19 protein-coding genes are annotated in these 17,857 nt (G+C 56.6%); 8 read left to right on the top strand and 11 right to left on the bottom strand.

Annotated features, from left to right (window positions below):
* Window positions 1-51: 51 nt before the first annotated feature.
* The 3 genes from lpxM to znuA form a co-directional block, all read right to left on the bottom strand.
* Entirely contained in the window at window positions 52-1,023 is a 972-nt protein-coding gene (lpxM, locus tag ABIE02_RS08290) for a lauroyl-Kdo(2)-lipid IV(A) myristoyltransferase (protein WP_059349894.1), read from the bottom strand.
* A gap of 116 nt (window positions 1,024-1,139) precedes the next feature.
* Complete coding sequence (mepM, locus tag ABIE02_RS08285) at window positions 1,140-2,462, bottom strand: murein DD-endopeptidase MepM (RefSeq protein ID WP_032611935.1); 1,323 nt, start codon at window positions 2,460-2,462, stop codon at window positions 1,140-1,142.
* A 15-nt stretch (window positions 2,463-2,477) separates the two neighbouring features.
* A complete protein-coding gene (gene znuA, locus ABIE02_RS08280; protein WP_032611938.1) occupies window positions 2,478-3,422 on the bottom strand; it encodes a zinc ABC transporter substrate-binding protein ZnuA in 945 nt (314 codons plus the stop codon).
* 78 nt (window positions 3,423-3,500) lie between these two features.
* Between znuA and znuC the strand changes: the two genes are divergently transcribed.
* Together znuC and znuB are read left to right on the top strand one after the other, a co-directional pair.
* The gene (gene znuC, locus ABIE02_RS08275) at window positions 3,501-4,256 is read left to right on the top strand and encodes a zinc ABC transporter ATP-binding protein ZnuC (RefSeq protein ID WP_032611939.1); all 756 of its coding nucleotides are present in this window, start codon (window positions 3,501-3,503) and stop codon (window positions 4,254-4,256) included.
* Window positions 4,253-5,038: a zinc ABC transporter permease subunit ZnuB gene (znuB, locus tag ABIE02_RS08270; protein WP_032611941.1), complete on the top strand. Its 786-nt coding sequence runs from the start codon at window positions 4,253-4,255 to the stop codon at window positions 5,036-5,038. The genes znuC and znuB overlap by 4 nt, the downstream gene beginning before the upstream one ends.
* Before the next feature lie 89 nt (window positions 5,039-5,127).
* On the opposite strand, the gene ruvB is transcribed toward znuB, so the two are convergent.
* The 6 genes from ruvB to aspS form a co-directional block, all read right to left on the bottom strand.
* The gene (gene ruvB, locus ABIE02_RS08265; protein ID WP_032611943.1) at window positions 5,128-6,138 is read right to left on the bottom strand and encodes a Holliday junction branch migration DNA helicase RuvB; all 1,011 of its coding nucleotides are present in this window, start codon (window positions 6,136-6,138) and stop codon (window positions 5,128-5,130) included.
* An 8-nt stretch (window positions 6,139-6,146) separates the two neighbouring features.
* Window positions 6,147-6,758 (bottom strand): Holliday junction branch migration protein RuvA, encoded by a 612-nt coding sequence (gene ruvA, locus ABIE02_RS08260; protein WP_032611945.1) that lies wholly within the window; start codon window positions 6,756-6,758, stop codon window positions 6,147-6,149.
* A gap of 82 nt (window positions 6,759-6,840) precedes the next feature.
* The gene (gene ruvC, locus ABIE02_RS08255; protein WP_032611947.1) at window positions 6,841-7,362 is read right to left on the bottom strand and encodes a crossover junction endodeoxyribonuclease RuvC; all 522 of its coding nucleotides are present in this window, start codon (window positions 7,360-7,362) and stop codon (window positions 6,841-6,843) included.
* Between the two features lie 34 nt (window positions 7,363-7,396).
* Window positions 7,397-8,137: a YebC/PmpR family DNA-binding transcriptional regulator gene (locus tag ABIE02_RS08250; RefSeq protein WP_032611949.1), complete on the bottom strand. Its 741-nt coding sequence runs from the start codon at window positions 8,135-8,137 to the stop codon at window positions 7,397-7,399.
* Window positions 8,138-8,277: 140 nt separating this feature from the next.
* On the bottom strand, window positions 8,278-8,721 hold the full coding sequence (gene nudB, locus ABIE02_RS08245) for a dihydroneopterin triphosphate diphosphatase (RefSeq protein WP_032611952.1): 444 nt from the start codon (window positions 8,719-8,721) through the stop codon (window positions 8,278-8,280).
* 1 nt (window position 8,722) lies between these two features.
* The gene (gene aspS / locus ABIE02_RS08240) at window positions 8,723-10,495 is read right to left on the bottom strand and encodes an aspartate--tRNA ligase (RefSeq protein ID WP_032611955.1); all 1,773 of its coding nucleotides are present in this window, start codon (window positions 10,493-10,495) and stop codon (window positions 8,723-8,725) included.
* Between the two features lie 240 nt (window positions 10,496-10,735).
* Here aspS and ABIE02_RS08235 point away from each other — a divergent pair, with 240 nt between their 5' ends.
* The 5 genes from ABIE02_RS08235 to cmoB are packed head-to-tail and all read left to right on the top strand — an operon-like array spanning window position 10,736 to window position 14,313.
* Window positions 10,736-11,302, top strand: a complete 567-nt coding sequence (locus ABIE02_RS08235; protein WP_059307632.1) for a hydrolase — start codon at window positions 10,736-10,738, stop codon at window positions 11,300-11,302.
* Window positions 11,299-12,117 (top strand): DUF72 domain-containing protein, encoded by an 819-nt coding sequence (locus tag ABIE02_RS08230; RefSeq protein WP_059307631.1) that lies wholly within the window; start codon window positions 11,299-11,301, stop codon window positions 12,115-12,117. Before ABIE02_RS08235 ends, ABIE02_RS08230 begins: the two co-directional genes overlap by 4 nt.
* A 51-nt stretch (window positions 12,118-12,168) precedes the next feature.
* Window positions 12,169-12,564: an MAPEG family protein gene (locus ABIE02_RS08225; RefSeq protein ID WP_032611959.1), complete on the top strand. Its 396-nt coding sequence runs from the start codon at window positions 12,169-12,171 to the stop codon at window positions 12,562-12,564.
* A gap of 40 nt (window positions 12,565-12,604) precedes the next feature.
* On the top strand, window positions 12,605-13,345 hold the full coding sequence (cmoA, locus tag ABIE02_RS08220; protein WP_077227042.1) for a carboxy-S-adenosyl-L-methionine synthase CmoA: 741 nt from the start codon (window positions 12,605-12,607) through the stop codon (window positions 13,343-13,345).
* The gene (gene cmoB, locus ABIE02_RS08215) at window positions 13,342-14,313 is read left to right on the top strand and encodes a tRNA 5-methoxyuridine(34)/uridine 5-oxyacetic acid(34) synthase CmoB (RefSeq protein ID WP_032611961.1); all 972 of its coding nucleotides are present in this window, start codon (window positions 13,342-13,344) and stop codon (window positions 14,311-14,313) included. Before cmoA ends, cmoB begins: the two co-directional genes overlap by 4 nt.
* A 192-nt stretch (window positions 14,314-14,505) precedes the next feature.
* Here the strand turns inward: cmoB and cutC are convergent, their stop codons facing one another.
* Together cutC and ABIE02_RS08205 are read right to left on the bottom strand one after the other, a co-directional pair.
* Window positions 14,506-15,249, bottom strand: coding sequence for a copper homeostasis protein CutC (gene cutC, locus ABIE02_RS08210; RefSeq protein ID WP_032611962.1), 744 nt, complete (start codon window positions 15,247-15,249; stop codon window positions 14,506-14,508).
* Window positions 15,250-15,334: 85 nt separating this feature from the next.
* Window positions 15,335-15,895, bottom strand: coding sequence for a VOC family protein (locus ABIE02_RS08205; RefSeq protein WP_032611963.1), 561 nt, complete (start codon window positions 15,893-15,895; stop codon window positions 15,335-15,337).
* A gap of 175 nt (window positions 15,896-16,070) precedes the next feature.
* Here ABIE02_RS08205 and argS point away from each other — a divergent pair, with 175 nt between their 5' ends.
* Window positions 16,071-17,804 carry an arginine--tRNA ligase gene (gene argS / locus ABIE02_RS08200; RefSeq protein WP_032611966.1) on the top strand — a complete coding sequence of 578 codons (1,734 nt, stop codon included), beginning with the start codon at window positions 16,071-16,073 and terminating at the stop codon, window positions 17,802-17,804.
* Window positions 17,805-17,857: the final 53 nt, after the last annotated feature.

Here is a 17,857-nt window from a genome sequence, read left to right as displayed (position 1 = left end):
AAGCGCGCACATAGCTTGCCATAAAAAAATCCCCCGAAACCGGGGGATTTTTTATTTTTTAGGATACAGCTCTTTACGCTTATACGGTTCTTTCTCGCCCGGCCTGCGCGTCTTAAGCAGCTTCAGGATCCAGGTGTACTGTTCCGCATGCGGCCCCACCAGAATCTCCACCTCTTCATTCATGCGGCGCGCAATGGTGTTGTCGTCGGCGGTAAGGAGATCGTCCATCGGCGGGCGTACTTCAATCGTCAGGCGATGGGTTTTGCCGTCGTAAATCGGGAATAACGGGATCACTCGCGCCTGACATACCTTCATCAACCGGCCAATGGCGGGCAGCGTCGCTTTATAGGTGGCAAAGAAATCAACAAATTCGCTGTGTTCCGCCCCGTGATCCTGGTCTGGCAGATAGTAGCCCCAATAGCCCTGTCGTACAGATTTAATAAAAGGTTTGATGCCGTCGTTACGGGCATGCAGGCGGCCGCCAAAGCGGCGACGCACCGTATTCCACACATAGTCGAAAACCTTGTTCCCCTGATTGTGGAACATGGCCGCCATTTTCTGCCCCTGCGAGGCCATCAGCATCGCCGGAATATCCACGCCCCAGCCATGCGGCACCAGGAAAATCACCTTCTCGTCATTGCGACGCATCTCCTCGATGATCTCCAGCCCTTTCCAGTCAACGCGGCTGGCGACCCTTTCCGGCCCGCGTAACGCCAGCTCGCCCATCATCGCCATCGCCTGCGGCGCGGTTGTGAACATCTCATCAATGATCGCTTCACGCTCCGCCTCGCTCTTTTCCGGGAAGCAATAGAAAAGGTTTATCTGCGCGCGACGACGGGCGCTTTTACCCAGCTTGCCCGCCAGACGCCCTACTTTGCCCAACAGCGGATCGCGCACAGACGCAGGCAGCATCGCCAGGCCTGCAAAGGCATACACACCCAGCCAGGCGCCCCAGAAGCGCGGATGACGAAAGGACTTTTCGAATTCAGGAATGTACTCACTGTTGTTTTTTTGGGTTTCCATGCTTTTTCCAGGGCGGGTGATGCTTAAAAGAGTAATGCGTTAGTTTAGCGAGGCCATGCGCAAGGCACAAAAGAAAAAGCCGGTGCAGTAACGCACCGGCTTCTGACGCTGCAGAATTAATCAATACTGAGCTGCGGAATAACCTCTTTGACCTGCGCCAGATAATCGCTGCGGTCTTTGCCGGTCAGCCCTTCGGTACGCGGCAATTTCGCCGTTAACGGGTTGACCGCCTGCTGGTTGATCCACACTTCATAGTGCAGATGCGGGCCGGTAGAACGGCCGGTATTGCCTGACAGCGCAATACGGTCGCCACGTTTCACCTTCTGGCCCGGCTTCACCAGCAGCTTACGCAGGTGCATATAGCGGGTGGTGTAGGTTCGCCCGTGGCGCACGGCTACGTAATAGCCCGCCGCACCGCTGCGTTTGGCCATCACCACTTCGCCATCACCCACGGCCAGAACAGGGGTTCCCTGCGGCATGGCGAAATCCACACCACGGTGCGGGGCCACGCGGCCGGTCACCGGGTTCAGACGGCGCGGGTTAAAGTTCGACGAGACACGGAATTGTTTCGAGGTCGGGAAGCGTAAGAAACCTTTCGCCAGCCCCGTGCCGTTGCGATCGTAGAATTTGCCATCTTCAGCGCGGATGGCGTAGTAATCTTTCCCGCTGGAGCGTAAACGTACACCCAGCAGTTGGCTCTGCTCACGCTTGCCGTCCAGCATCTCGCGGGACATCAGCACCGAGAAGGCATCGCCTTTTTTCAGCTTCCGGAAGTCCATCTGCCACTGCATGGCTTTGATCACCGAACTGATTTCGCCGCTGGTCAGCCCGGCTTCACGGGCGCTGGCAACAAAACTGCCGCCACTTAACGTACCTTTGATAGCGCTATTAACCCAGTCGCCCTGCTGCATTTCGCTGGTCATCTTGAAACCGTTTTCAGCACGATCGTAGGTGCGGGTTTCGCGACGGGAAACTTCCCAGGTCAGGCGCTGTAAATCGCCGCTGTCAGTCAGGGTCCAGGAGATCTGTTGGCCGATTTTCAGGTTACGCAGCTCTTTATCGGACGCGGCAAGCTGGCTGATTTCGCCCATTTCAATGCCGTACTGATTCAGAATGCTGCTGAGTGTATCCCCAGTGGAGACGACATATTCATGCACGCCCACTTCAGCTTCCGTTTTATCGTCAAGCTCATCCTGCGGAATAGCTTCTTCTTCCTGTGGAGCCTGATCGATAGGTTCACTGGCTTCGGGTAACAGCGAGCGGATTTCACTTTTTTCCAGTTCGATAGTTTTAATAACTGGCGCGGAATTAGGGTGGTAAACATAGGGTCGCCAGACGGCGACCGCTAAGGTGAGAACAGTAAGCGACCCCAGCATGACGCGGTGGGGCCGGGGCAGATTATTAAATGCCAGGGCGACAGAGCGGGCTATCTGTTGCACGTATTCACTTCCTCGTTAATCTCCTTTCAGGCAGCTCGCATACTGGTTCGCCAGTTGGCTGAGAAACTGCGAATAGCTCGCTTTGCTCAACTGGATAGAGGTACCAAGTGGGTCAAGGGTGCCCATACGCACGGACGTACCCCTGGCCACGGCTTCAACGACCGCTGGCCTGAACTGTGGCTCAGCAAAAACGCAGGACGCTTTTTGCTCAACCAACTGTGTTCTGATTTCATGTAAACGCTGCGCACCGGGTTGAATTTCTGGATTGACGGTGAAATGGCCAAGCGGCGTGAGACCGTAGTGTTTTTCGTAGTACCCGTAGGCGTCATGAAAAACGAAATATCCTTTACCTTTCAATGGTGCGAGCTCGGTACCCACCTGCTTGTCGGTTGCGGCAAGTTGTGCCTCAAAATCCTTCAGGTTGGCGTCAAGTTTGGCTCGACTTTGCGGCATAAGTTCCACTAATTTTTCATGGATTGCAACCGCCGAAAGCCGTGCTATTTCTGGGGACAGCCAAAGGTGCATGTTGTAGTCACCATGATGGTGATGTTCGTCACCTTTTTCCCCTTCCGCTGTACCGTGATCGTGGTCATGATCGTCATCCTCAGACCCTTTCATTAGAAGCGGTTTCACACCAGATAGATTAGCAATGGTAACCTTTTTAGCCTCTGGCAACTGATTTGCCGACTTTTGCATGAAGGCTTCCATCTCTGGGCCAATCCAGACCACTAAGTCTGCGTTTTGTAAGCGTTTTACGTCCGAAGGGCGCAGGGAATAATCGTGCTCAGAGGCGCCATCAGGCAGGAGCACCTGGGTTTCCGTCACGCCATCTGCGATAGCGGAAGCGATAAACCCGAGCGGTTTAAGCGAAGCGACAACAGCTGCGTTAACATCTTGTGCTGTTGAACCCCAAAGGGCAGCGGATAATGCTGCGAAAAGAAGCGTATTTTTCTGTAACATAATGCGACTATTCATCGTAATGAGTGGGCGAAATGTGATATTATAACATTCGTTGACTTCTGCAAGCATAAAATTGATATGACGAATCTGGTATCTCTCGAAAACATTTCGGTTTCATTCGGTCAGCGCCGCGTCCTCTCTGACGTTTCGCTGGATTTGAAGCCTGGCAAAATTTTAACGCTGCTGGGTCCTAATGGCGCAGGTAAATCGACGCTGGTGCGCGTGGTACTGGGCCTGGTAGCACCCGACAGCGGCCTTATCAAGCGTGACCGGCAACTACGCATCGGCTACGTGCCGCAAAAGCTGCATCTGGACGCGACGTTGCCGCTGACGGTAAGCCGTTTCCTGCGTCTGCGTCCCGACACGCGTAAAGAGGACATTCTGCCGGCGCTCAAACGGGTGCAGGCCGGGCACTTGATAGATGCGCCGCTGCAAAAGCTCTCCGGCGGCGAAACCCAGCGCGTGCTGCTGGCTCGCGCGCTGTTGAACAAGCCGCAGCTATTGGTGCTCGATGAACCGACGCAGGGCGTAGACGTCAACGGTCAGGTGGCGCTGTATGACCTGATCGATCAGCTGCGTAAAGAGCTGGACTGCGCCGTGCTGATGGTCTCGCATGACCTGCATCTGGTGATGGCGAAAACGGACGAAGTGCTTTGTCTGAACCATCACATCTGCTGCTCTGGCACACCGGAAGTGGTCTCCATGCACCCTGAGTTTATCTCGATGTTTGGCCCTCGCGGCGCCGAACAGCTGGGCATTTATCGCCACCATCACAACCACCGCCATGATTTGCAGGGACGCATTGTCCTGCGCCGGGGAAACGGTAACTCATGATTGAACTTTTATTGCCCGGCTGGCTGGCCGGGATGATGCTCGCATGCGCGGCGGGTCCTCTCGGCTCGTTTGTCGTCTGGCGCCGGATGTCTTATTTTGGCGATACCCTCGCCCACGCCTCCCTGTTGGGGGTGGCATTTGGCTTACTACTGGATGTGAATCCGTTCTATGCGGTGATTGCGGTCACGCTGCTGCTGGCCGCCGGTCTGGTGTGGCTGGAAAAGCGACCTCATCTGGCAGTGGATACGCTGCTCGGGATTATGGCGCACAGCGCCCTGTCGCTGGGTCTGGTGGTGGTCAGCCTGATGTCCAATATTCGCGTGGATCTGATGGCCTATCTTTTTGGCGATCTGCTGGCGGTCACGCCGGACGATCTGATCGCCATCGCCATCGGGGTGGTGATCGTGCTGGCTATCCTGTTGTGGCAGTGGCGCAGCCTGCTGGCAATGACCATCAGCCCGGATTTGGCCTTTGTTGACGGCGTGAAGTTACAACGCGTGAAGTTACTGCTGATGCTGGTGACCGCGCTGACCATTGGCGTGGCGATGAAGTTTGTCGGGGCGCTGATCATCACTTCACTGCTGATCATTCCCGCCGCGACCGCGCGCCGTTTTGCCCGCACGCCGGAGCAGATGGCCGGTGTTGCCGTAGGGGTGGGGATGATTGCCGTGACCGGTGGGTTAACTTTCTCAGCGTTTTACGACACGCCCGCCGGGCCGTCAGTGGTACTGTGTGCGGCAACGCTGTTTATCTTCAGTATGATGAAGAAACCTGCCAGCTGATGTGATGCCCGGTGGCGCTTCGCTTACCGGGCCTGCAATTGCTCTAAGCCGGATAAGGCGCTATCGCCATCCGGCCTTTTCCATCGGGGTCATGGCATCGCCGGTGGCGTAATGCCAAAGTGATCCCAGGCTCGCACCGTTGCCATGCGCCCGCGCGGTGTACGCTGCAAAAAGCCCTGCTGGATCAGGTATGGCTCAAGCACATCTTCAATGGTTTCCCGCTCTTCACCGATGGCGGCCGCCAGGTTATCCAGCCCGACCGGCCCACCAAAGAATTTGTCCAGCACCGCCAGCAGCAGCTTGCGGTCCATGTAATCAAACCCTTCGGCATCCACGTTCAACATATCCAGTGCCTGGGCGGCGATCTCCAGCGAAATGGAGCCGTCGTGCTTCACTTCGGCAAAATCACGCACCCTGCGCAGCAGACGGTTGGCGATACGCGGTGTTCCGCGGGAACGCTTCGCCACTTCAAAAGCCCCCTCTTCGCTCATCTCCAGCCCCATGTAGCGCGCGCTGCGGCTGACAATGTGCTGGAGATCGGGCACCTGATAAAACTCCAGTCGCTGTACGATGCCGAAACGGTCGCGCAGCGGCGAGGTTAACGAGCCTGCGCGGGTGGTGGCGCCAATCAGGGTGAAAGGTGGCAGATCGATTTTAATCGAGCGCGCCGCCGGGCCTTCGCCAATCATGATATCCAACTGGTAGTCTTCCATCGCCGGATAAAGCACCTCTTCCACCACCGGTGACAGGCGGTGGATCTCATCGATAAACAGCACATCGTGAGGTTCAAGGTTCGTCAGCATCGCTGCCAGATCGCCTGCCTTCTCCAGCACCGGGCCGGAGGTCGTGCGCAGATTGACCCCCATTTCGTTGGCAACGATGTTGGCAAGCGTGGTTTTCCCCAATCCTGGCGGGCCAAAAATCAGCAGATGATCGAGGGCATCGCCGCGTAATTTTGCTGCCTGGATAAAGATCTCCATTTGCGAGCGCACCTGCGGCTGGCCAATATACTCATCAAGCAGCTTCGGGCGGATCGCACGGTCCACCAGATCTTCTGCCTGAACATTGCCTGCCGAGACCAGACGGTCTGCTTCAATCATCCTTTACCTCACAACGCCGCGCGCAGCGCTTCACGAATCAGGGTTTCACTGGTGGCGTCCGGTTTAGCAATTTTGCTGACCATCCGGCTCGCTTCCTGAGGTTTATAGCCCAGCGCCACCAGCGCGGCAACCGCTTCCTGCTCCGCATCATCGTCAGACGGACCCGCAGGGGATGTCAGCACCAGATCGGCTGCTGGCGTAAACAGATCGCCATGCAGACCTTTAAAGCGGTCTTTCATTTCGACAATCAGGCGTTCTGCCGTTTTCTTGCCGATGCCAGGAAGTTTCACCAGGGCCGCCAGCTCTTCACGCTCAACAGCATTCACGAACTGCTGCGCCGACATCCCGGACAGGATCGCCAGGGCCAGTTTCGGGCCGACGCCGTTGGTCTTAATCAGCTCTTTAAACAGGGTTCGTTCCTGCTTGTCATTGAAGCCAAACAGCAGCTGAGCATCTTCACGCACGATAAAGTGGGTAAAAATTATTGCCTCTTTACCCACTTCCGGCAGTTCGTAGAAACAGGTCATTGGCATGTGGACTTCGTAGCCCACGCCTCCGGTCTCAAGCAGCACTATCGGGGGTTGTTTTTCGAGGATGATGCCTCTGAGTCTGCCTATCACGTGACGCTCCTGCGTTAAGAACTAAAATTTACCGCTGCCATCATAAAAAAAGGCTGGATAAACATCCAGCCTGATTTTTCATTTAACGCAATCGACCTCGGGCCAGATTGAGCCGCGATTCGCTAATTTGCATCGCGTTCTGGGTGACGTGGCAATGGGTTATCGCGATGGCCAACGCATCGGCGGCATCCGCCTGCGGATTGGCCGGCAGTTTCAGCAATGTGCGCACCATATGTTGCACCTGGCTTTTATCTGCCCCGCCATTGCCCACCACGGTTTGCTTGACCTGTCGCGCGGCGTATTCGAACACGGGCAGGTCCTGATTCATCGCCGCGACAATCGCCACGCCACGGGCCTGACCGAGCTTCAGCGCCGAGTCGGCGTTTTTCGCCATAAACACCTGTTCGATGGCGAAAAAATCCGGCTGGAACTGAGTGACGATCTCCGTCACGCCTGCATAGATAAGCTTCAGGCGTGACGGCAGATCGTCCACTTTAGTGCGGATACATCCGCTGCCCAGGTAGGTTAACTGACGCCCGACCTGGCGGATGACGCCATAACCGGTGATGCGTGAGCCGGGGTCAATGCCGAGAATGATCGCCATCACGCCTCTCCGGTTGTCGGTTTAGGCTCAGCCATTACAGCGTTGCCGCAACCTCGTCGGAGATTTCACCGTTGTGGTAAACTTCCTGCACGTCGTCGCAATCTTCGAGCATGTCGATCAGACGCAGCAGTTTTGGTGCGGTTTCCGCATCCATGTCCGCTTTGGTGGACGGGATCATGGTAACTTCAGCCGCGTCGGCTTTCAGGCCCGCCGCTTCCAGCGCATCACGCACCGCGCCCATCTCTTCCCATGCGGTATAAACATCAATCGCGCCGTCGTCGTAGGTCACCACGTCTTCAGCACCGGCTTCCAGCGCTGCTTCCATGATCACATCTTCGTCGCCTTTCTCGAAAGAGATCACGCCTTTTTTGCTGAACAGGTAAGCTACGGAACCGTCGGTGCCCAGGTTGCCACCGGTTTTGGTGAAGGCGTGACGCACTTCAGCAACGGTACGGTTACGGTTGTCGGACAGGCACTCAATCATGACCGCCGTGCCGCCTGGACCGTAACCTTCATAAATGATGGTTTCCATGTTGGTGTCATCGTCGCCGCCTACGCCACGGGCGATAGCACGGTTCAGCGTGTCACGGGTCATGTTGTTGCTCAGCGCTTTATCGATCGCTGCGCGCAGACGCGGGTTAGAACCGGCGTCGCCGCCGCCCAGACGGGCTGCAGTCACCAGTTCGCGAATGATTTTGGTAAAGATCTTACCGCGCTTGGCATCCTGTGCCGCTTTGCGGTGTTTGGTGTTGGCCCACTTACTATGACCTGCCATAAAAAGTTCCTCAAAAATTATCCTGCGCCGTTCAGCCACCAGTTGCGTTGGCTACGCCCGCTTAAACCCGTCACTTACCCACGTAAGCGACTGGCGATGCTCGGCCTTGCCGACTTCCTGATAACTGAAATGCCTGGAAATTAATTAACATTGATTACAAATTCTTCAATCGCCTGCCGGTTGCTCCACGACTTGGTTAAGCCTGCGGCCTCGACCGCATTAACCCAGCGGTAAGTCAGGTGTTCGGTGAACACGATCTCCCGCTCGTGGGGAAGCGCAAGGCAGAACCAGGATTCTGTATTGCGTTCGGTCCCCGGCGCATAGCGATGACGTAAATGGCTAAAAATTTCAAAATCCACCGTGCGCTGACAGTCCGTCAGGGTCAGTTGCTCGCGAGCAACATCAATGGCGACCTCTTCCTTTACTTCGCGCGCGGCGGCCTGCAGCGCGGTTTCCCCCTCTTCCAGACTGCCGGTTACCGACTGCCAGAACGCGGGATCGTCGCGCCGCTGCAACATCAGCACCCGCTTCGTGTCCTGGGCATAAATGACAACTAAGACAGAAACGGGAAGCTTATATGTCATATCAGTTTTTCTCTTCCTTTTTCACCACTTCGATACCCAGCTCGGTCAGTGAGGTTGGGTTAGCAAAGCTTGGCGCTTCGGTCATCAGACAGGCCGCAGCGGTGGTTTTCGGGAAGGCGATAACATCACGGATGTTGTCGGTGCCGGTCAGCAGCATGGTCAGACGATCCAGACCAAACGCCAGGCCTGCGTGCGGCGGTGTGCCGTACTTCAGGGCGTCCAGCAGGAAGCCAAACTTCTCGCGCTGTTCCTGTTCGTTGATGCCCAGAATGCCGAATACGGTCTGCTGCATGTCACCGCTGTGAATACGCACGGAACCGCCGCCGACTTCATAGCCGTTGATCACCATGTCGTAGGCGTTTGCCACTGCATCTTCCGGGGCGGCCTTCAACTCTGCCGCGGTCATCTCTTTCGGAGAGGTGAACGGGTGGTGCATCGCGGTCAGACCGCCTTCGCCGTCGTCTTCAAACATTGGGAAGTCGATTACCCACAGCGGCGCCCATTTGGCTTCGTCGGTCAGGCTCAGGTCTTTACCCAGCTTCAGACGCAGGGCACCCATTGAATCCGCTACCACTTTCTTATTGTCTGCGCCGAAGAAGATCATGTCCCCGTCCTGGGCTTCAGTACGCGCCAGAATGGATTCCACGATGTCAGCGTTGAGGAATTTGGCAACCGGGCTGGTGATGCCTTCGATGCCTTTTGCACGCTCGGTGACTTTGATATAAGCCAGGCCTTTCGCGCCATAAATCTTGATGAAGTTGCCGTAGTCGTCGATTTGCTTACGGCTTAAGCTTGCGCCACCCGGTACGCGCAGAGCAGCCACGCGGCCTTTCGCATCGTTAGCCGGGCCGGAGAAGACGGCAAACTCAACGTCTTTCAGCAGGTCAGCAACGTCCACCAGCTCCATCGGGTTACGCAGGTCTGGTTTGTCGGAGCCGTAACGACGTTCCGCTTCGGCGAAGGTCATGATTGGGAAATCGCCCAGATCCACGCCCTTCACGTCCTGCCACAGGCTGCGCACCAGCGCTTCCATCACTTCACGCACCTGCTCGGCGGTCATGAAGGAGGTCTCGACGTCGATCTGGGTGAATTCAGGCTGACGGTCAGCACGCAGGTCTTCGTCACGGAAGCATTTCACGATCTGATAATAACGATCGAAACCGGACATCATCAGCAGCTGTTTGAACAACTGAGGAGACTGTGGCAGCGCGTAGAATTTACCTTTATGTACACGGGACGGCACGAGGTAGTCACGTGCGCCTTCCGGGGTCGCTTTGGTCAGCATCGGGGTTTCGATATCGAGGAAACCGTGATCGTCCATAAAGCGGCGCACCAGGCTGGTGATTTTCGCACGGGTTTTCAGGCGCTCGGCCATTTCCGGGCGACGCAGGTCGAGGTAGCGATATTTCAGACGCGCTTCTTCGGTATTGACGTGGTTGAAGTCCAGCGGCAGTGATTCTGAACGGTTAATAATGGTCAGATCGGTCGCCAGCACTTCGATTTCGCCGGTCGCCATGTCGCTGTTGATGTTCTTTTCGTCACGCGCACGCACGGTGCCGGTCACCTGGATGCAGAACTCATTACGCAGCTCGGAGGCCAGCTTTAACGCGTCGGCACGATCTGGATCGAAAAACACCTGCACGATGCCTTCACGGTCGCGCATATCGATAAAGATAAGGCTGCCAAGATCACGACGACGGTTGACCCAACCACACAGGGTCACCTGCTGTCCGACGTGGGACTGACGCAGCTGCCCGCAATATTCTGTACGCATGAGATATCCCTTAACTTAGCCGCAGGCTACAAGGTCGCAGCTTTCTGTATGTCAAACTGGATGAAAAAAGGCGGCTATTATACTGGAAATTCCGCCAGACGATAAGAGAGAAGCACACCAGACGCGCGATTGCTGCTCGCATCTTGCATATTCTCACAAAAATTAACAAAAATATCAGGCCCGGAACACGCCATGGCAGCGTAAGGTATTAGCAACACTAACTATTTAACAGGAAAAACCATGTTGACATTCGACGCTGCTAAAACTGCCCTGGTCGTCATCGATTTACAGGAAGGGATCCTGCCCTTTGCCGGTGGCCCGCATACCGCCCAGGACGTGGTCAGCCGCAGCGCCCGCCTGGCAGAAAAATGCCGCGCCAACGGTTCGCCGGTGGTGTTGGTCCGTGTCGGCTGGTCTGCTGACTTCGCCGAAGCGCTGAAACAGCCTGTCGATGCCCAGGGGGCGGCCCATGCCCTGCCGGACAACTGGTGGGACTACCCACTGTCACTTGGCAAGCAGGAGAGCGATATTGAAGTGACCAAACGCCAGTGGGGCGCTTTCTACGGCACCGATCTTGAGCTGCAGCTGCGTCGTCGCGGCATCGAGACTATAATTCTCTGCGGGATCGCCACCAATATTGGCGTGGAATCTACCGCGCGCAACGCCTGGGAGATGGGCTTTAATCTGGTGATCGCCGAAGATGCATGCAGCACGGCCACCACCGAGCAGCACCAGGCCAGCATGACCCATATCTTCCCGCGCATCGCCCGTGTGCGCAGCACTGAAGAGATTATCAACGCGCTATGATCTATCTGGGTTTACCCCAATGGTCGCACCCGAAGTGGGTGCGGCTGGGCATTAACGGTCTTGAAGAGTACGCCCGCCACTTTAACTGTGTGGAGGGCAACACCACGCTGTACGCCCTGCCAAAGGCCGAGGTGGTGGCGCGCTGGCGGGAGCAAACCCGCGACGATTTTCGTTTTTGCTTTAAATTCCCGGCCACCATCTCCCATCAGGCCGCGCTGCGTAATTGCGACGATCTGACCGAAGAGTTTTTCTCCCGGCTGTCACCGCTGGCGAACCGCATTGGTCAGTACTGGGTGCAGCTCCCCGCCACCTTTGGCCCCCGCGATCTGCCTGCGCTATGGCAGTTCCTCGATGGCCTGCCCCGGGAATTTACCTACGGGGTTGAAGTTCGTCATCCTGAGTTCTTCATGAAAGGCGAGGCAGAGCAAGCGCTCAATCGCGGTCTGCACGAGCGCGGCGTCAATCGAACCATCCTTGACAGCCGTCCGGTACATGCCGCCGTGCCGCACAACGAAGCCATCATCGACGCCCAGCGCAAAAAACCGAAAGTGCCGGTGCATGCGGTGATGACCGCCAGCAACCCGATGGTGCGTTTTATCGGCAGCGACAATATGCCACAAAACCAGGCGCTGTTTGCCGTCTGGCTGCAGACCCTGGCGAAGTGGGAACAGACTGCCACGCCGTATCTTTTTTTACATACGCCTGATATTGCCCAGGCACCTGAACTGGTCGATGCTCTCTGGCAAGCCTTGCGGGACGTGGCTCCGTCGATAGGCGATGCCCCCACCATTCCGCAGCAATCTTCTCTTTTCTGATCCCAGCCCCTATCATATGAAGTGCCATCTGCCAAAAAACAGGGAGTTTGTATGGTTTGCGCGCTGTATGCGGTGCTGGGTGCGTTACTGTTAATTAAGTTTTCGTTCGATGTTGCGCGCCTGCGGATGTTATACCGCGTCTCTTATGGCGACGGTGGGTTTTCGGAGCTGCAAACCGCGATCCGCATTCATGGCAATGCGGTGGAGTACATCCCGGCTGCCTTGATCCTGCTGTTGTTTATGGAAATGAACGGTGCCGAGACCTGGATGGTGCATGTCTGCGGCCTGCTGCTGATTGCCGGACGTCTGATGCACTATTATGGTCTGCATCAGCGCCTGTTCCGCTGGCGCCGCTCCGGTATGAGCGCCACCTGGTGTTCGCTTGTGCTAATGGTGCTGGCTAACCTGTGGTATATGCCGTGGGAGTTGGTTTTCTCATTGCATTAGCGCACAATACGCCCCTTTATTTTTCCCGGATTTTTACGTTATGTCAGATCGCGACACGCTTTTTTCTGCGCCTATCGCCAGTCTGGGCGACTGGACCTTCGATGAACGGGTAGCGGAAGTCTTCCCGGATATGATCCAGCGCTCGGTTCCCGGCTACTCCAATATCATCTCCATGATCGGCATGCTGGCGGAACGTTTTGTTCAGCCCGGCACGCAGGTCTACGATCTGGGATGTTCACTGGGCGCGGCCACGTTGTCGGTTCGTCGTAACATCAAGCACGACGGCTGTAATATCATCGCTGTCGATAACTCACCGGCAATGGTCGAACGTTGCCGTCGCCATATCGACGCCTGGAAAGCGCCGACTCCGGTCGAGGTGGTCGAAGGCGATATCCGCCATATTGAGATTAAAAACGCCTCGATGGTGGTGCTGAATTTTACCCTGCAATTCCTGGAGCCGGACGATCGCCAGCTGTTGCTGGACAAAATTTATCAGGGGCTGAACCCTGGCGGCGCGCTGGTGCTGTCTGAGAAATTCAGCTTCGAAGATGCCACCGTCGGCGAACTGCTGTTCAACATGCACCACGATTTCAAACGGGCCAACGGCTACAGCGAGCTGGAGATCAGCCAGAAGCGCAGCATGCTGGAGAACGTGATGCTGACCGACTCGGTTGAAACGCACAAGGCCCGCCTGCATAAGGCCGGGTTCGCCCACAGCGAGCTGTGGTTCCAGTGCTTTAACTTTGGCTCTCTGGTGGCGCTTAAAGGCGGTGAGGCATGATTGATTTCGGTAACTTTTATCAGCTGATTGCTAAAAATCACCTGTCGCACTGGCTGGAAACCCTGCCTGGGCAGATCGCCGCCTGGCAGCGCGAATCGCTGCACGGCCAGTTTAAGCAGTGGAGTAACGCGGTCGAGTTTCTGCCGGAGATGACCCCTTATAAGCTGGATCTGCTGCACAGCGTCACCGCTGAAAGCGAAACGCCGCTGAGCGAAGGCCAGATGCTGCGCCTCGACAAGCTGATGCGCAATCTGATGCCGTGGCGTAAGGGGCCGTTCTCCCTGTATGGCATGCATATCGATACTGAATGGCATTCAGACTGGAAATGGGATCGCGTGTTACCGCACCTGTCCGATTTAACCGGGCGTACCATTCTGGACGTGGGCTGCGGCAGCGGGTATCACCTGTGGCGCATGATCGGCGCAGGCGCCCATCTGGCGGTCGGTATTGACCCAATGCAGTTGTTCCTCTGTCAATTCGAAGCCGTGCGCAAACTGCTGGGCAACGACCAGCGCGCGCACCTGCTGCCGTTGGGCATCGAGCAGCTTCCGGCTCTGGCGGCATTTGACACCGTCTTCTCAATGGGCGTGCTCTATCATCGCCGTTCCCCGCTGGAACACCTGTGGCAGTTGAAAGATCAGCTGGTCAGTGGCGGTGAACTGGTGCTGGAAACGCTGGTGATTGAGGGCGATGAAAATGCGGTGCTGGTGCCGGGCGACCGTTATGCGCAGATGCGAAACGTCTACTTTATCCCATCGGCGCTGGCGCTGAAAAACTGGCTGGCGAAGTGTGGTTTTGTTGATATCCGCATTGCCGATGTTTGCGTCACCACCACCGAAGAGCAGCGCCGCACCGAGTGGATGACCACCGAGTCGCTGGCCGAATTCCTCGATCCTGACGATCGGACAAAAACCATTGAAGGTTATCCGGCGCCGATCCGTGCGGTATTGATTGCCACCAAACCCTAGTGTTTTGCCGGGTGGCGGCTTCGCCTGACCCGGCCTTAATCGGGCGCGTTTTATCCCGACTATTTCAGGTTGCAGCGGCGTGGCTTGAAACAGGAAGGATAAAATGGACAAAAAAAGACCCCTGTTGAAATTGCAGGGGCCTGGTACAAACAAGCATCATATTGGGCGACATGATGCGCGGTAAAAACTGTTTCAGCGGCGAAACCTTTCGATTATCGCCTTCATCTCTGCAACCGACTCGCCATCGACGCCATAGCGGGAATATTCATCCGCTTCGGCATCCGTCGACATCGACAAGCCTGTGTTGCGATAGCGCATGGGTGACGGCAACCATTTGCCTGCCGAGCTGTGAAGCTCTTCTACCCCTGCCTGTAAAAACGTTTCCAGGTTAGCGGCGCGAACGCCAGCACCTGCCATTATTATTGGAACACCTGATCGCCCTTTTAGTTCCTTAATTAATGAAATACCTTTTTCGGCAGAGGGCTGCTGGCCGGAGGTGAGCACCCGTGCAACCCCCAGTTCCGCGAGGTTTTCAAAGGCTTGCTGCGGATTTACGCACATATCGAAGGCGCGATGAAAAGTTACCGCCATCCCCTGCGCGGCGGCCATAATCTGGCGCATGCGCGGCATATCGATATGGCCATCCTCATTCAGCAGGCCGGTTACCAGCCCCGGGAAACCCAGTTGCTTCACAAGGGCGATATCGTCCAGCATGGCGTCAAACTCGCCCGGGCTGTAGCAAAAGTCCCCGCCGCGGGGGCGAATGATCGGATGCACGGGGATACTTACCGCCTGACGCACCGATTTCAGCACACCATACGAGGGGGTCAGCCCGCCCTCTTTCGGGGCCGCACAAAGTTCAATACGATCGGCACCCTGCTGCTGTGCGGTCAGGGCACACTCCATGCTGTAACAACAAATCTCCAGCAATGCCACGAAACCTCCTTACGATGAGTTGGGTTTTGCATCATGCCATGCCGCCTTATCTGCGACACGGCGTCAGCTCACAAAGTCTTATGCATTATTCTTCGCTGGCGACAATCTCTTCGATGGTCCATGGGTGAAACTTCACCGTCACGCTCCCATCGGTGACCGCCAGCGTCGGGTTCGGCAGACGTTCGCGCTCCCCTTTTGGTGAACTGGTTTTGACAAAGATCCCAGGCTGGCTCAGCCCGTGGTCAGACAGTAGCGCCAGGGCACGGGCATTCAGGGTATCGGGGTCGCCAGGCAGCACGATTTCGATGTGCTCCCAGCCTTCGAGGGGATAGCGTTTCTCACCCGGCCACGGCAGTTCAACGACCGTAAAGCGCCAGTGAGCAACGCACACCGGCTCATGCAGTTTAAACAGGCAGATCGGGCGGCCATTGATGATGTTTTCCGAGAGCAGCTCGCCGCACTGCTCAAACCCGCGTCGCCAGCGCTCAGCGGTGGCGTTCTGGTGGCAGCGCAGAGAGATATGGTCTGCTGCGAGCGGGGCAATATCCAGCCCCAGGCGCCCGGTAAGTGCTGTAAAAGCCTGGGTGAAACGCGGTAAATCAGCTGCAATATCCTGCAGCTCGTCAACAGATTGCCAGTTCGCCATCATTCCTACTCTTATCGTCATGCAAAAGCGTTAATTTACTCTGTTGCTGCCCGACGACCAACCGCTGATTTGAGCCAGTGCTGACGGCAACGGGCAATTGCAGTATACTCCCGGCCTAAATTCTTTAACGGGCGCGGCAGCATGATGGCCCGCGTCAAAAATGTAAGGTATCCCGGTGAATATTCAGGCTCTTCTCTCAGAAAAAGTCAGTCAGGCACTGATTGCTGCAGGCGCACCTGCAGACTGTGAACCGCAGGTTCGTCAGTCAGCGAAAGTACAGTTTGGCGACTATCAGGCCAATGGCGTGATGGCAGTGGCTAAAAAACTGGGCATGGCGCCGCGACAACTCGCAGAGCAGGTCCTGACGCATCTGGATCTCCAGGGTATCGCCAGCAAAACCGAAATCGCCGGGCCGGGCTTTATCAATATCTTCCTCGACCCTGCCTTCCTGGCGCAGCATGTTGATGCGGCCCTGAAGTCCGACCGTCTGGGTGTGGCGCAGCCACCAGCGCAAACCATCGTCGTTGACTACTCCGCCCCTAACGTGGCGAAAGAGATGCACGTAGGTCACCTGCGCTCCACCATTATCGGCGACGCATCGGTGCGCACCCTTGAGTTCCTCGGCCATAACGTGATCCGCGCGAACCACGTCGGTGACTGGGGTACCCAGTTCGGCATGCTGATCGCCTGGCTGGAAAAGCAGCAGCAGGATAACGCGGGTGAAATGGCGCTGGCCGACCTCGAAGGCTTCTACCGCGACGCGAAAAAGCACTATGACGAAGACGAAGCCTTTGCCGAGCGCGCACGTAGCTACGTGGTGAAACTGCAGGGCGGCGACGAGTATTTCCGTCAGATGTGGCGTCAGCTGGTAGACATCACCATGTCCCAGAACCAGCTCACCTACGATCGCCTGAACGTCACCCTGACCCGTAAGGATGTGATGGGCGAGAGCCTGTACAACCCGATGCTGGCCGGGATCGTGGCCGACCTGAAGGCCAAAGGGCTGGCGGTCGAGAGCGAAGGCGCAACGGTGGTCTTCCTTGACGAGTATAAAAACAAAGAAGGCGAACCGATGGGCGTCATCATCCAGAAAAAGGATGGCGGCTACCTCTATACCACGACCGATATCGCCTGCGCCAAGTATCGTTACGAGACGCTGCATGCGGATCGCGTCCTCTATTACATCGACTCCCGTCAGCACCAGCACCTGATGCAGGCGTGGACCATCGTGCGTAAAGCAGGCTATGTACCGGATTCCGTGCCGCTGGAACACCACATGTTCGGCATGATGCTGGGCAAAGACGGCAAGCCGTTCAAAACCCGTGCGGGCGGCACCGTGAAGCTGGCAGATCTGCTGGACGAGGCGCTGGAACGTGCCCGCCGTCTGGTGGCCGAGAAAAACCCGGACATGCCTGCGGACGAGCTGGAAAAACTGGCTAACGCCGTCGGTATCGGTGCGGTGAAGTATGCGGATCTCTCCAAGAACCGTACCACCGATTACGTCTTCGACTGGGATAACATGCTGGCCTTCGAAGGCAACACCGCCCCGTATATGCAGTATGCCTATACCCGTGTGCTGTCCGTCTTCCGTAAAGCCGACATTGACGAAAGCGTGCTGGCCCAGGCGCAGGTGACCATCAGCGAAGATCGCGAAGCACAGCTGGCGGCACGCCTGCTGCAGTTCGAAGAGACGCTGGCCGTGGTCGCCCGCGACGGTACGCCGCATGTGATGTGTGCCTACCTGTACGATCTGGCGGGTCTGTTCTCCGGCTTCTATGAGCACTGCCCTATTCTCTCTGCAGAGAGTGAAGCCGTGCGCAACAGCCGCCTGAAGCTGGCGCAGCTGACGGCGAAGACCCTGAAGCTGGGTCTGGATACCCTGGGTATCGAAACCGTAGAACGTATGTAATCTGTGATGATTGGCTAGCCCCGGTAGCGAAGCGCCATCAGGGCTACAGAACG

Source organism: Leclercia sp. 1548, assembly GCF_050435045.1.
Lineage (GTDB): Bacteria > Pseudomonadota > Gammaproteobacteria > Enterobacterales > Enterobacteriaceae > Enterobacter > Enterobacter adecarboxylatus.
The sequence above is the reverse complement of the archived record's forward strand: the minus strand, read 5'-3'. Positions and strand labels throughout refer to the sequence as shown.